The organism is Deltaproteobacteria bacterium (assembly GCA_035063765.1).
Lineage (GTDB): Bacteria > Myxococcota_A > UBA9160 > UBA9160 > PR03 > CAADGG01.
This window is the reverse complement of the sequence record JAPSFT010000029.1, coordinates 1-13,642: the sequence shown is the minus strand read 5'-3', so window position 1 is coordinate 13,642 and position 13,642 is coordinate 1. Positions and strand designations below refer to the sequence as shown.

11 protein-coding genes are annotated in these 13,642 nt (G+C 74.4%); 6 read left to right on the top strand and 5 right to left on the bottom strand.

Annotation, left to right across the window (positions count from 1 at the left end; translation table 11 throughout):
- Window positions 1-43: 43 nt before the first annotated feature.
- Window positions 44-1,039 (bottom strand): alpha/beta hydrolase, encoded by a 996-nt coding sequence (locus tag OZ948_17445; protein ID MEB2346513.1) that lies wholly within the window; start codon window positions 1,037-1,039, stop codon window positions 44-46.
- A 163-nt stretch (window positions 1,040-1,202) separates the two neighbouring features.
- Here OZ948_17445 and pabB point away from each other — a divergent pair, with 163 nt between their 5' ends.
- The 3 genes from pabB (at window position 1,203) to OZ948_17430 (ending at window position 6,053) form a co-directional block, all read left to right on the top strand.
- A complete protein-coding gene (gene pabB, locus OZ948_17440) occupies window positions 1,203-2,738 on the top strand; it encodes an aminodeoxychorismate synthase component I (protein MEB2346512.1) in 1,536 nt (511 codons plus the stop codon).
- Between the two features lie 86 nt (window positions 2,739-2,824).
- On the top strand, window positions 2,825-3,970 hold the full coding sequence (locus OZ948_17435) for a CaiB/BaiF CoA-transferase family protein (protein MEB2346511.1): 1,146 nt from the start codon (window positions 2,825-2,827) through the stop codon (window positions 3,968-3,970).
- Window positions 3,971-4,037: 67 nt separating this feature from the next.
- On the top strand, window positions 4,038-6,053 hold the full coding sequence (locus OZ948_17430) for a pyrroloquinoline quinone-dependent dehydrogenase (protein MEB2346510.1): 2,016 nt from the start codon (window positions 4,038-4,040) through the stop codon (window positions 6,051-6,053).
- 46 nt (window positions 6,054-6,099) lie between these two features.
- Here OZ948_17430 and OZ948_17425 read toward each other — a convergent pair whose 3' ends face one another.
- The 3 genes from OZ948_17425 to OZ948_17415 all read right to left on the bottom strand — a co-directional run bounded on the left by OZ948_17425 (window position 6,100) and on the right by OZ948_17415 (window position 8,701).
- Window positions 6,100-7,023: a hypothetical protein gene (locus tag OZ948_17425; GenBank protein ID MEB2346509.1), complete on the bottom strand. Its 924-nt coding sequence runs from the start codon at window positions 7,021-7,023 to the stop codon at window positions 6,100-6,102.
- A 106-nt stretch (window positions 7,024-7,129) separates the two neighbouring features.
- Window positions 7,130-8,065, bottom strand: a complete 936-nt coding sequence (argC, locus tag OZ948_17420) for an N-acetyl-gamma-glutamyl-phosphate reductase (GenBank protein ID MEB2346508.1) — start codon at window positions 8,063-8,065, stop codon at window positions 7,130-7,132.
- A gap of 66 nt (window positions 8,066-8,131) precedes the next feature.
- Window positions 8,132-8,701: a hypothetical protein gene (locus OZ948_17415; protein MEB2346507.1), complete on the bottom strand. Its 570-nt coding sequence runs from the start codon at window positions 8,699-8,701 to the stop codon at window positions 8,132-8,134.
- 333 nt (window positions 8,702-9,034) lie between these two features.
- On the opposite strand from OZ948_17415, the gene OZ948_17410 reads away from it, so the two are divergent.
- The 3 genes from OZ948_17410 to OZ948_17400 all read left to right on the top strand — a co-directional run bounded on the left by OZ948_17410 (window position 9,035) and on the right by OZ948_17400 (window position 12,659).
- Window positions 9,035-10,405 (top strand): aminotransferase class III-fold pyridoxal phosphate-dependent enzyme, encoded by a 1,371-nt coding sequence (locus OZ948_17410; protein ID MEB2346506.1) that lies wholly within the window; start codon window positions 9,035-9,037, stop codon window positions 10,403-10,405.
- Window positions 10,406-10,575: 170 nt separating this feature from the next.
- On the top strand, window positions 10,576-11,691 hold the full coding sequence (locus tag OZ948_17405; GenBank protein ID MEB2346505.1) for a glycosyltransferase family 4 protein: 1,116 nt from the start codon (window positions 10,576-10,578) through the stop codon (window positions 11,689-11,691).
- 206 nt (window positions 11,692-11,897) lie between these two features.
- Window positions 11,898-12,659, top strand: coding sequence for a PIG-L family deacetylase (locus tag OZ948_17400; GenBank protein ID MEB2346504.1), 762 nt, complete (start codon window positions 11,898-11,900; stop codon window positions 12,657-12,659).
- Window positions 12,660-12,767: 108 nt separating this feature from the next.
- On the opposite strand, the gene OZ948_17395 is transcribed toward OZ948_17400, so the two are convergent.
- The gene (locus OZ948_17395; GenBank protein ID MEB2346503.1) at window positions 12,768-13,406 is read right to left on the bottom strand and encodes a sulfotransferase family protein; all 639 of its coding nucleotides are present in this window, start codon (window positions 13,404-13,406) and stop codon (window positions 12,768-12,770) included.
- Window positions 13,407-13,642: the final 236 nt, after the last annotated feature.

Here is a 13,642-nt window from a genome sequence, read left to right as displayed (position 1 = left end):
GGGGCTCGCGGCCACTCCCGCCGCGCGTCCCTCGCGAGCGCTGCTATCCGATCTTCCGCCGCAGCCAGTCGAGGAGGATGCGGTTCAGCTCCGCCGGCTTCTCCTGCTGGGTCCAGTGCCCGCAGCGCGGGATCATCACGGTCTCGAGGTCCGCGCACCAGGCATCCATGCCCGCGGCCATCTCGGGGCGCAGGACGGGATCCCACTCGGCCGTCACCATGAGGCAGGGCTGCGCGATCCGGGTGGCGCCGACGGCCGGCGCGCTCTCCCAGTTGCGGTCGAAGTTGCGGTACCAGTTGATGCCGCCGCGGAAGCCCGTGCGCCGGAAGGTCTCGACGTAGTGCGCGCGCTCCTCGGGCGTTCCGATCGGCTCGCCGAGCGGCTCGAGCTCGGCCAGGCGCCGGAAGGGGTTCATGTCCATGTCCTTCCCGGCCATGCGCGCCGCGAGCTCCTGCATCGGCACGCCGCTGCGCAGGAGCTTCTCGAACACCAGCGCGGCATCGCGGTCGAGCGCGGCTTCGGCGACGCCGGGCTCCTGGAACCACAGGATGTAGAGCTTCTCGTCGTGCCCGCCGACCATCGCGCGCATCAGCGCCGTCGGCGCGACCGGCGGCCGGGGCGTGAGGGGCGTGTTCACGCCGACCACGCCCGCCACCCGATCGGGATGCAGCGCCGGCATCGCCCAGACCACGAAGCCGCCCCAGTCGTGGCCGACGAAGACGGCCCGTTCGATCCCGAGCGCGTCGAGTAGGCCCACCAGGTCGCCGCCCAGGTGGTGGATGTCGTAGGCCGTGATCGCCTCGGGCTTCTCGCTCGCGCCGTAGCCGCGCTGGTCCGGCGCGATCGCGCGGAAGCCGGCTGCGGCGACGGCCTCCACCTGGTGTCGCCACGACCAGCCGAGCTCCGGGAAGCCGTGCGAGAAGACGATCGCGGGCCCGCTTCCCGCCTCGTGGACGGACAATCGGATGCCGGGCTCGCTCGTGCCGTCCGGGAGCCGGAGCGGCGGGAGCTGGACGGAGCGGGCGGGCGGGAAGGGCATCGGATCTCCCAGGAGCGCGGGGCGCGGCGGGCGCAGTATACACGCGCACGTCCGGCGTTCGCGCTCGCTGGAGCGCACCTCGGAGCGGCAGACCGAGCCGGGCCGAGGACCCGTGAGGCGACGGGAGCATTCGGGAGATCTGCTCTAGCCTCGCGCGCGGATCATGACGCCCCCCGCCCGGATCGCGGTGCGCGAGATCCCCGGCCCGCCGCGCTGGGACGACCTGCTCGACGCGCTGCGCCGCAAGCGCGGCTTCTGGCTGCTCGAGAACGCGATGCCCCCGGGACCCACGGGCGGTGCGGCCGGTGCCGAGCGCTGGTCGTTCGCCGGCTGCGATCCCGCGTTCGTGCTGCGCAGCCAGGGCGACCGGCTCGAGCTCGACGCGGCGCGCACGCTCGCGGGCCGCTGGCCGCCGGCGCGGCTGCGCTGGCGCGGAGACCCGATCGCGGAGCTGCGTGCCTGGCTGCCGCGGGCACCGCGCGCCGACGCGGCCGACACCGGCGTGCCCTTCGCCGGCGGCCTCGTCGGCTGGCTCGGCTACGAGCTCTCGGCGCGGCTCGAGCGGCTCGCGTTCCCGGGGCTCGACGACCTCGGGCTTCCCGAGCTGCGGCTCGCGCTCGCGGACCGCTTGCTCGCCCGCGATCTCGCGAGCGGGCGCCTCTACGCGACCGCTCTCGGCTTCGGCGCCGACCCGGCCGCCGCGCTGGCCGCGGCGGAGCGCGCCGCGGAGCGGCTCGCCGCGCGCGTCGCGCGCCGCGAGCCTGATCCCTTCGAGGCGCCCGATGCGAGCCCCTGGCCGCGCGGCGTCGCCCCCGAGCAGGGGCCGGAGCCGGTCCGGCTCGTCGATCCCGCGAGCGGGCTCACGCTCGGCGCCTGGTTCGACGAGGCATCCTACACCAAGGCGGTGCAGAGCATCCGCGAGCAGATCCTTGCCGGCGACCTGTACCAGGCCAACCTGACCCACCGGCTGCTCGCCCGTGCCGACGTCGATCCCTGGGACGTATACCTGGATCTGCGCCGGAGGAATCCCGCGCCCTTTGCCGCCTTCCTGGCCGGCGAGGGCGCGGCCGTCGCCGGCAGCTCGCCCGAGCGCTTCCTGCGCCTCGGCCCCGACGGCGCGCTCGAGAGCCGCCCGATCAAGGGCACCCGGCCGCGTGGCGCCACGCCCGCCGCCGACGCCGCGCTGCGCGCCGCGCTCGCCGGCTCCGGAAAGGAGCGCGCCGAGAACGTCATGATCGTGGACCTCGTGCGCAACGACCTCGGGCGGGTGTGCATGCCCGGGAGCGTCGAGGTCCCCGAGCTCTTCGCTCTCGAGCCCTACGCGACGGTGTGGCAGATGGTGTCGACCGTGTGCGGCCGCCTGCGCCCGGGGCTCGACGCGGTCGACGCGGTGTGCGCGGCCTTCCCGCCCGGCTCCATGACCGGCGCTCCGAAGCTTGCCGCGATCGAGCGGCTCGCGCGCCTCGAGCCGGTCCGCCGCGGCGTCTACTCGGGCGCGCTCGGCTGGCTCGACGCGCGCGGGGGGGCGGAGCTCGCGGTGGTGATCCGGACGCTGCTGCTGCGGCCGGGCCGGGCCTGGATCCACGTGGGCGGCGGGATCGTTCTCGACTCCGAGCCGGCGGCGGAGTGGGCGGAGACGCTCGCGAAGGGGCGGGCGTCGCTCGACGCCGTGGCGCGCGCGGGCGCTGGCGGGGCGTAGCCGGCTACGGCGCGCCGCGCTCCAAGGTGCGCGTTGGGCTACCGTGCCGCCTCGATTCGCAGAGCGCAGCTCCAGGAGGGCAGCAGGTGGCGGGACCGCTCGCAGGAATCCGGGTCGTCGAGATCGCCGGGATCGGCCCCGGCCCCTTCTGTGGCATGATGCTCGCCGACCTCGGCGCCGAGGTGCTGCGCGTCGATCGCGTCGAGTCCACCCGCCTGCCGCGCCGCCCCGGCCCCAACCTCGACTTCCTGGCGCGCGGCCGGCGCAGCGTGGCCGTGGACCTGAAGAAGCCGGCCGGCGTCGAGGTCGTGCTGCGGCTCGTGGAGAAGGCGGACGCGCTCCTCGAGGGCTTCCGGCCTGGCGTGATGGAGCGCCTCGGCCTCGGCCCCGACGTCTGCCTCGCCCGCAACCCGCGCCTGGTCTACGGCAGGATGACCGGCTGGGGCCAGGAGGGTCCGCTCGCGAAGGCCGCCGGCCACGACCTCAACTACATCGCGCTGACCGGCGCGCTGCACGCGATCGGGCGGCCCGACTCGCCGCCGCCGCCGCCCCTCAACCTGGTCGGCGACTTCGGCGGCGGCGGGCTGCTGCTCGCCTACGGGATCGCGTGCGCGCTGGTCGAGCGCGCGCGCTCCGGGAAGGGCCAGGTGGTGGATGCCGCGATGGTCGACGGCGCCGCCACGCTGATGGCGATCATCTACGGTGCGCACGCCTCCGGCTGGTGGCGGGACGAGCGCATGGCCAACATGCTCGACGGCGGCGCGCACTTCTACGACTGCTACGAGACGAAGGACGGCCGCTACGTCTCGATCGGCTCGATCGAGCCCCAGTTCTACCGCGAGCTGCTCGAGAAGACGGGGCTCGCCGGCGAGGATCTCCCGCAGCAGATGGACCGCAGCGGCTGGCCGAAGCTCAAGGAGCGCTTCGCTGCGCTCTTCAAGACGAAGACCCGCGACGAGTGGTGCGCGATCCTGGAGGGCAGCGACGTGTGCTTCGCGCCGGTGCTCTCGCTCGCCGAGGCGCCCGAGCATCCGCATCTCCGGGCGCGCGGCACCTTCGTCGAGGTGGAGGGTGCGCGCCAGCCCGGCCCGGCGCCGCGCTTCAGCCGTACCCCGGGGCGCATCGAGCGGCTCGGCGCGCAGCCCGGCGAGAACACCGACGCGGCGCTCGCCGACTGGGGCTTCGCCGCCGGCGAGCTCGCGAAGCTGCGCGAGGCCGGGGCGATCGCGTGAGCCGCCGCGGCACCCCGGCGTGAGCCCTCGGGCACGGCCGGCCGCGAGCCCGCGAGGCCGCTGAGGGATGGGCCCCGCCTGCCGCCGTCCCGGGCGGCGTCCTTCGAAGAGACCTTCCCGAAGGGCCCCGCCCCCGCGGTCGAGGGCGCTGCGCGCGCTGGCGCTCCTCGCGGCCCTGCTCCCGGCCTGCGGCGGCGAGCTGCCGCCGCTCGACGCCTCGGGCCCGACGGCGGACTGGCCCGCCTGGGGCGGTGACCCCGGCGGGCTCCGCTGGTCGCCCCTCGACCAGATCGACCGCGACAACGTCGGGCGCCTCGAGGTGGCCTGGACCTATCGCCACGGAGACGTGTCGGACGGCCGCGGCGAGCGCACGCGCAGCTCGTTCAACGCGACGCCGGTCGTGACCGAGGACGGGCTCACCTTCTGCACCGGCTTCAACCGCGTGATCACGCTCGATCCGGAGACGGGTACCGAGCGCTGGAGCTTCGACCCGGAGCTCCGGCTCCAGCGCCTGCAGGGGCCCTATCCTCTCGTGTGTCGTGGTGTCGCGCACTGGGTGGACCCGGCGCCGGCCGCGGCCGGCCGCACCTGCGCCCGCCGGATCTTCACGGGCACGATCGACTCGGAGCTCGTCGCGCTCGACGCGGCGACCGGCCGGCCCTGCGCCGACTTCGGCGCAAACGGGCGCGTGGCGCTGCGCGAGGGCATCGAGGCCGAGCCCTGGGAGTACTACGTGACCTCGCCGCCGCTCGCGGTGGGCGACGTCGTGGTGGTGGGCGCGCTGGTGGCGGACAACCAGCGCACCGACGCGCCGGCCGGCGTGGTGCGCGCCTTCGACGCGCGCACGGGCGCCCTGCGCTGGGCCTGGGATCCCGTGCCGCCCGGCTGGCCGCGCGGCGCCGGCGAGCGCTGGGCCGCGGGCACCCCGAACGTGTGGTCCGCGATGTCGGCGGACCCCGGGCGTGGGCTCGTCTTCGTCCCGACCGGCAACGCAGCCCCCGACTACTACGGGGGCGAGCGCCGCGGTCTCGACCGCTACTCGAGCTCGGTGGTGGCGCTCGACGCGGCCACCGGCGCCCTGCGCTGGCACTACCAGACCGTGCACCACGACCACTGGGACTACGACGTTCCCGCGCAGCCGACCCTGTTCCGCATCGACGGCGTGGGCGGCGGGCGCCCGGGCGTCGCGCAGATCACCAAGATGGGTCACCTGTTCCTGCTCGACCGCGAGACGGGCGTGCCGCTCTATCCGGTCGAGGAGCGGCCGGTACCGCAGGGCGGCGTCGCGGGCGACGTGCTCGCGCCGACCCAGCCCTTCCCGACCCATCCCGCCCCGCTCCACCCCGCGACGCTCACCCCCGACGACGCCTGGGGCTTCACGCCCTGGGATCGCAGCCGGTGCCGCGAGCTCATCGCCGGCATGCGCTCGGAGGGGATCTTCACCCCGCCCGGGCTCGAGCCCACGATCCAGTTCCCGGGCAACGCCGGCGGCCCGAACTGGGGCGGCGTCTCGATCGATCCCGAGCGCGGCGTCCTGTTCGTGAACTCGATGCGCGTCCCGTCGGTGGTGCAGCTCGTGCCGCGCGCTGCCTTCGACGAGCTCGATCCCGCCGCCGTCGCGTATCCCGAGATGCTCGCGCCGATGCGCGGCACGCCCTACGGCCTGCGCGTGGGCCCGCTCCTCGGCCCCCTCGGTGCGCCCTGCAATCCCCCTCCGTGGGGGGTCCTCCAGGCCGTCGACCTGAAGAGCGGCCGGCTGCTCTGGGAGAGCACGCTCGGCACCACCCGCGACCAGGCGCCGTTCCCGCTCTGGCTGCCGCTCGGCGCACCGAACCTCGGCGGGTCGATCGCGACCGCGGGCGGCCTCGTCTTCATCGGTGCCACCACCGACAAGTTCCTGCGCGCCTTCGACGCCGAGAGCGGCCGCGAGCTCTGGCGCGCGCGCCTGCCCTACACCGCGAACGCGACCCCCGCGACCTACCGCCTGCGCCGCGCCGGACGCCAGTTCGTGGTGGTCGCCGCCGGCGGCCACGGCTGGTCGGAGCCCGGCGACACGCTGGTGGCGTTCGCGTTGGCGGAATGAACGCGATCGGCGCCGCTCGACGCGGCGGGGCAGGCGCCGGGCGCGCTCAGCGCCCCTCGAGCGTCTCGAGGATCACGCCCTCGCGCAGGCCCCAGTCCGACACGGTGAGCCCGCGCAGGCGCAGGGACGCGACGAGGGTGTCGAGGACCAGCGCGCCGGTCGGGACCAGATCGGCGCGCCGGCGACCCATGCCGGGCATGCGCAGGCGCTCCTCCTGGCTCGAGCGCGCGAGGCGGCGGGTGAGCGCCGTGATCCGCTCGGCGTCGAGGAAGCAGCCGCGCAGCGCCGCCTCGGGATCGCGGCCGTCCTCGGCGATCGCGATCCGCGCGAGCGCGCGCAGCGAGCCGCCGGCAGCGATTGCGGGCTGCGGCATCCAGCGCTCGATCGCCTCGCGGTAGTCGGCGAGGCGCTCGCGCACGCGAGCGCGGATCGCGCGGCGCTCGTCGCGGGTCATCGGGTCGCTCCGGACCAGCTCGGCGTGCAGGCGCGTGGTGCCGAGCGGGAGGCTCGTCTCCCAGCGCAGGGTACGGTCGTCCCCGGTGATGAGCTGGAGGCTGCCGCCGCCGAGGTCGAGGCCCAGCGCCACCCGCGAGCCCACCGCGAGCCGGTGCCGGAACGCCGCGAAGGTGAGGCGCGCCTCCTCGATGCCGCTCAGGACGCGCGCCGGAACGCCGGTCACGGCGCCGATGCGCCCGGCGATCTCGGGGCCGTTCTTCGCCTCGCGGATCGCGGCGGTCGCGATCGGCAGCAGCAGATCCGCCCCTGCGCGGCGCGCCGTCCCGGCGAGCCGTCGTGCCGCCTCGACCGCGCGGACGCACACCTCCTCCGGGATGCGCCCGCCGCGCTCGCCGATCAGCGCGCCGAGCCGCAGCATCACGCGCTCGCGCAACACGCGCTCGATCGTGCCGTCCGCCGCGGCATCGGCCACCAGCAGGTGGAACGACGTGCTCCCGAGATCGAGAACCCCCACGCGGCGAAAGCCCGGGGACAGTCCCGGCGATTCGGCGATTCTGGTCATCCCGGCTTCCATGGATCGGGGGTTAGAATCGCCGAATCGCCGGGACTGTCCCCGCCCGTCAGCGTGCGCCGAGCAGGAGGTCGAGGTTCTGCACCGCCGCGCCCGCTGCGCCCTTGCCGAGGTTGTCGAGGATCGCGATCGCGACGACGTGGCCCGAGGCGTGCGGCACCACGTGCAGGTCCACCCGGTCGCTGCCGTTGCAGGCCTGGGGGTCGAAGCTGCGCTCGTCGAGCGACGCGGCGTCGGCGAGCGGGAGCACGCGGACGTGCGGTTCGCCTTCGTAGCGCGCGTGCAGGGTCTCCCAGACCGCCTTGCCGTCGGCGCCGCGGCGCAGGAGCGGCGCGGGGAGCGGCAGCTCGACGCGCATGCCGCAGCGGAACGGGCCGACCGCGGGCACGAAGAGCGGCTCGGTCGCGAGCCCGCTCCAGCGCACCATCTCGGGGACGTGCTTGTGGCGCGCGGCCAGCGAGTAGGGCGCCTCGTACACCAGCGAGAGCAGGCCGCGCGCGGGATCCTCCCACTTCTCGATCAAGGGACGGCCGCCTCCGCTGTAGCCGGAGAGGCCGTGCACGGTGAGCGGCGTGTCGGGTGCGATCAGGCCGGCGGCCACCAGCGGGCGCACCAGGAGCAGGAAGCCCGTTGGCCAGCATCCCGGGTTCGCCACGCGCTTGGCAGCGGCGATCGCCTCGCGCTGGCCGGGCGCGAGCTCGGGCAGGCCGTAGACCCAGCCGTCGGCCACGCGGTGGGCGGTGCTCGCGTCGATCAGGCGCGTCGGAACGTCCTCTGCCCAGGCGGCGGCCTCGCGGGCGGCATCGTCGGGCAGGCACAGGATCGCGACGTCGGCCGCGCGCAGCGCGGCGCGGCGTGCGGTCGGATCCTTGCGCGCGTCCTCGGAGAGCACCGACACGGCGAGGTCCGGGCGCGCCTCGAGGAGCTCGCGGATGCGCAGGCCGGTGGTGCCGACCGAGCCGTCGATGAAGATCCGGGCCGCCATCGGCTGCGAGGGTAGCGCCCGATCACAGGGGGTCAGGACGCGGGCGGCGTCGGGTCTCCCCGGACCCTAGCCAGGCTCGCCGCGGAAGAGGACGCGGGTCGGGAACGCGCGCTCGCTGGCGACGCGGACGGCGTCGCCGCGGGCGTGCGAGGCGGCGTGCTCGATGAAGCCCTGGGTCTGGTAGCGGCAGACGTCGGGGAACGAGGCCGGCACGTCGACCTCGATCACGAAGCGGAAGTCGGTGAAGCGGATCTGCCAGGCGGTGTCGCGGTAGATCTGGGGCCCGAGCAGGATCATCACCTCGCCGACCCGCTCGCCCCAGCGCGCGCGGTTGGCGGAGAGCTGCGCGTAGAGTCCCGCCGCCCGGAGCCGCTCGGCCGCGCGCCGGCCGCGCTCGACGAGGTACTCGAGCTCGCCGTTGCCCTCGTGGCGGAGCAGCAGCTCCGTGAGGCGGCCGTAGCTCGCGAGCGGGTACCACAGCGAGGGGAGGATCTTGGTCGCGGGATCGAGGAGCGCGAGGTCCTCCTTGTCGAGCGCCGCCTCGACGGTCTCCGGGGTCAGACGCCCCTCCGCGACCAGCCGCTGCACGTCCTCCACGACGCTCGAGATCGCGCTGCCCTTGACGGCTCCATCCACGCCGGGTCCCTCCGTGTCGCTCAGCCAGCGGCTCGTGATGCAAAGCGCGCCCGCCAGACGCCCGGCGGGAAGAAGGCGAGCCACTCGCAGGCCGCCGCCGCGAGCACCAGCAGCGAGCCGACCCCGACCCGGCCCAGGATCTCCGCCTCCGCCGGCCCTCCGCGTCCCTCATCGGAAGATCGAGGCGGAGGCTGAGGGCGTGGTCGTGGGGGGGCCGCCGGATCACCGCCGTCCCCGGGGCCCCGCCCGGGCCGCCGCCGGCGCGGAGGGCCCGATCGCGACGCGCCCGGGGTACGTTCCGGCCCCGGCGCCGGTCGCGTACCCTGTCGCCCCATGCCGATCCGAGACGAGGCCCGCCGCCACCTGGTTCCGCACTTCACGCGCAGCGCCGTCTGGCGCGCCGACGACCTGCCGGTGCTGGAGCGCGGCGCCGGCTGCTACGTCTGGGATTCCGATGGCGAGCGGTGGCTCGACGGCCTGTCGGGGCTGTTCTGCGTGAACCTCGGACACGGCCGCGCGGACCTGGCAGAGGCTGCCGCCGAGCAGATGCGGCGGCTCGCGTTCGCGACGAACTGGGGCTCCGCGCATCCGCCCGCGATCGAGGCCGCGCGCCGGATCGCCGCCGTCGCGCCGGGCGACCTCGACCACGTCTTCTTCGTGAACTCCGGCTCGGAGGCCGTCGAGTCCGCGCTCAAGCTCGCGCGCAACTACCACCTGGCGCGCGGCGAATCGTCGCGCACGAAGGTGATCGCACGCACCTGGTCGTATCACGGCACCACGCTGGGTGCGCTCGCGGTGACCGGGATCCCGGCGATGCGCGAGCCCTTCGCGCCCATGCTCTGGAACGGTGTCGTGCACGTGCCCAACACGCTGGACGCACCGCCGGGCGCGCTCGGCGCGCCCGCCCGCGATCTGCCCTGCGTGCGCGCGATCGAGGAGGCGATCCTGCGCGAGGGGCCGGAGACGGTCTCGCTGCTGATCGCGGAGCCGGTGCAGAACGGGCGCGGCGCGCTGGTGGCGCCACCCGGCTACTGGCAGGAGCTGCGGCGCCTGTGCGACGCCTACGGCGTGCTGCTCTGCGCCGACGAGGTGATCAACGCCTTCGGCCGCCTCGGGCACTGGTTCGGCAGCGAACGCGTGGGCGTGGTCCCCGACCTGATCACCTTCGCGAAGGGCGTGACCTCCGCCTACCAGCCGCTCGCGGGCGTGGTGGCGCGCCGGCCCGTGATCGAGACGATCTGGGACTCACCGGGCGGCTCGTTCGTACACGGCTCGACCTTCGGCGGGCATCCGGTCGCGACGGCGGTCGCGGTCGCGAATCTGCGCGCGCTCGACGAGGAGAAGGTCTTCGCGAACGTGCTCGCGAACGAGGCCTCCCTGCGTGCGCGACTCGAGGACGTCGCGGCGCGCCACCGTTGCGTGCGTGAGATCCGCGGCCAGGGCTACTTCTACGCCGTCGAGCTGATGGCCGACCGCGACAGCGGCCGCGACCTCGACGAGGCGCAGACCGCCGCGCTGCGCGGGGGCCTGCTGCTCCAGTACATCCGCGAGGCACGCATCCTGATCCGCCCCGACGACCGCGGCGCCACCTTCATGGCCGTCGCGCCGCCGCTGATCGCCGACCCTGCCGTGCTCGATGACCTGGCCGAGCGCATCGACCGCATCTGCGCGCGTGTCGACCGGTTCATCGCCAGCAGGACGTAGATGACGCATTCGACGGGCCGACATCGTGCGGGAACGATCTCGGGCCGGCACCCCGCGACCGATCTCCATGCCCCGCGACAACCCTTGCGAGGCGCGAGCCCCCGGCCGGCCGAGGGGCGGGAGATGCGCCGTCTGCCCGCTACGGGACTGCGTGGCGAGGCTGCTCGAGAATGAGGATCACCTTCGTCCTTCCGATTGCTTCCCTGGACGGCGGGATCCGGGTGGTCGCGACCTACGCCCGGGTCCTGCACGAGCGCGGCCACGAGCTGACCGTCGTCTCCCAGCCCGTGAAGGCGGAACCGGGCTGGAAGTCCACGATCAAGGCGATCCTCGGGCGGCCGCGGAAGCCAGAAGTGAGAGCCACGCCCCTGCTCGATTTCCTCGGGCCTCGCCACCGCATCCTGGAGCGCCGCCGCCCGGTGACCGCCGGGGACGTGCCCGATGCCGATGTCGTCGTGGCCACCTGGTGGCAGACCGCGGAATGGGTGGCGGAACTTCCCGCCGTCAAGGGACGGAAGTTCTATCTCTTGCAGGGATACGAGGTCTTCCCGCATCTTCCCGTCGAGCGGGTCGTTGCCACCTACCAGCTGCCCCTGCGAAAGATCGCCGTTTCGAACTACATCCGCCATGCGATCGCGACCCATCACGGAGCAACGGACATCGAGGTGGTGTCGAATGCCGTCGATCTCGAGCAGTTCGATGCCCCGCAGCGAAGACGCAACGCGGACTTCACGGTCGGCTTCCTCTACACCACCAAGAAGGTCAAGAACATCGTGCTGGCCATCGAGGCGATCCGCCTGGCCCGCGAACGGCTTCCCGGTCTGCGGGCGCTGGCCTTCGGCGCCATCCCGCCGGCAGCGGAATTGCCCCTGCCCGCCTGGGTCGGGTATCGCCAGGCCCCGCCACAAGAGGAGATTCCGAGGATCTACGCCTCCTGTGATGCCTGGCTCTTCACCTCCGAGAAGGAGGGGTTCGGGCTACCCATCCTCGAAGCGATGGCGTGCCGGACGCCCGTCCTCGCCACCCGCGCCGGGGCCGCGCCGGACCTGATCGACGGCAGCAACGGGGCTCTCCTGCCCGCTTCGGCCCCGGCCTTTGCAGACGAGATCCTTCGCTTCGCCGGTATGCCGGCCGAAACCTGGCAGGAGCTCTCGGAGGGAGCCAGGCGCACGGCGACGGCCCATTCCTGGGAGGCCTCGACCGAGCGTTTGCTCGCGATCCTCTCCCGCCGCGAGCCGGGCTCCGATGGGGTCATGGAGCCGGAGGGGACCTGCTCCTCGCGTTGAGCCCGCAGCCGATACCGATGCGCAGAGCCCCGGCCTCGTCCCATCGAACCCGCAGAAGGCCCATCATGCCCTTGTCTCCCCGGCGACCGGACCCCTCCGCCGACCGCCCCCTCGCGGATCACGACGCCGACCTCCGCGACGGCCGCGGACGCGGAGCGCCGGCCTGCGTTGCGCGACAGCGTCGTGCGATCGCGCGCTTCGACCGGATGCTCGCGCGACAGTGCCGAAAGCTGGAGGACGCTGCCCTGGCGCGGCCGACGCTGGTGGTTGCCCCGCATCCAGATGACGAAACGCTCGGTTGCGGCGGAACCATCGCACGCATTCGTGCCGCAGGCGCGCCGGTCATCGCCGTCGCGTGTACGGACGGTAGCCGCTCGCATCCACGCCTGATGCCGCCCGCGGAGCTGCGCGAGCGCCGCGCTGCCGAGTTCCTCGCCGCCTGCCAGCGTCTGGGCGTGGAGCCTCCCTGCGTCCACCTGCTCGGCCACGCAGACGGCTCCCTCGCGGCGCACGTCGACGAGGCCGCGCGCACGCTCGCCAGCCTGATCGCCGAGCACCGCATCGAGAGGATCCTGGTGCCGTTCCGCGGCGAGAGCGTCGCCGATCACCTCGCCGCCCGGGAGGCCGGCCTGCGCGCTCGCGAGATCGGAGCCCAGCGCACGGAGGTGCTCGAGTACCCGATCTGGTTCTGGAACGTCTGGCCCTTCGTGCAGCCCGAGGTCCACGGCGTCCGCTCGCGCTGGCGGGCGATGGTGCGAGCACGGCGCGCGCGGCGGCTCGCGCGTGACCTGGACATTGCCGTCGAGCTCGGCCGGCATCTGCAGTCGAAACGCGACGCCCTCGTCTGCCACCGGAGCCAGGTCACGCGCCTGGTCGACGATCCCCGCTGGATGACGCTGGCCGACGTCGCCGGCGGCGCGTGGCTCGAGCGCTGCCTCGGTCCGGCCGAGTACTTCGCGCGCGCCTGACACCACGGGGACGCGGTCGCTCGCCGGCGGAGGGGTGGCGCCGCGGGTTGCCGGGTCGTCGCGGCCCGCTGGCGGGAGGTACGACCAGGGGATCCGCTGCGCTCGGGCTCATCGGACCCCGGCACCGCTGGGCATCCCGCGGGTCGTGACACGAGCTCGGTACAGGACCGGATCCACGGCTGCCGCCATCGACGCCGGATCGAGGCGGACGCCCGTCGGTGCCAGGAATTCGGCGATGCGGGCCGCGGCCTCGCGCGGGCTTCGGAGGACGTCGCCGTGCCGGACGCGGAGCACGGGGAAGCGATCGCGCCGGGCGGGCTCGGCGAGCCAGGCGCGGATCCGCTCGACGTGGGCCTCGAGGGCGGCGGGATCGAGCTCGTCTCCGGCAAGCGGCGGCGTGCCGCGCGCCGCCGCTTGCCGCGCGAGCATCGCGCGCTGCGAGGCGTCGATCTCGCGCGCATCGCGCTCGGCGAAGAGCACGCGGTAGCGCTCGCTCTCCGGCAGCGAGGGCAAGAGCGCCGCGATCACCTTGACCGCGCGCCCGCGCGCGGCGCGGATCGCGCCGGGATCCTGCGGCAGGTGCTTCGCGCCCTGCCACTCGAGGTACCCCTTCGGATTGGACTCGTCGGGGGCGCGTCCGTCGTCGGCGAGCAGCGGGAGGCCGCCGGCCGCGAGCATCTGCATGAGCAGCGAGGTGCCCGCACGCGGCAGGCCCGAGACGACGACGATCGGCGGCGGGGCGCTCACGCGCCGTGGCGGGGGCGCCGCACGGCGGCGCCGTGGGAGACGACGCGGGGATGCGCCATGGCGGCAGGCTAGCGCGAGCATTGCGCGCGCCCCGCGGACGACGCTTCCCGGCAACGCTCTCAGAGGGTTGCCGGGAATTGATTTCCCGGGGCTGCAAAGACGCCTTCGGGGGCGACCAGCCAGTAGACGCGCGAAAGCCGCTTTGCGGCCAGCAGGCGGCTGATGTTGTGGGCCAG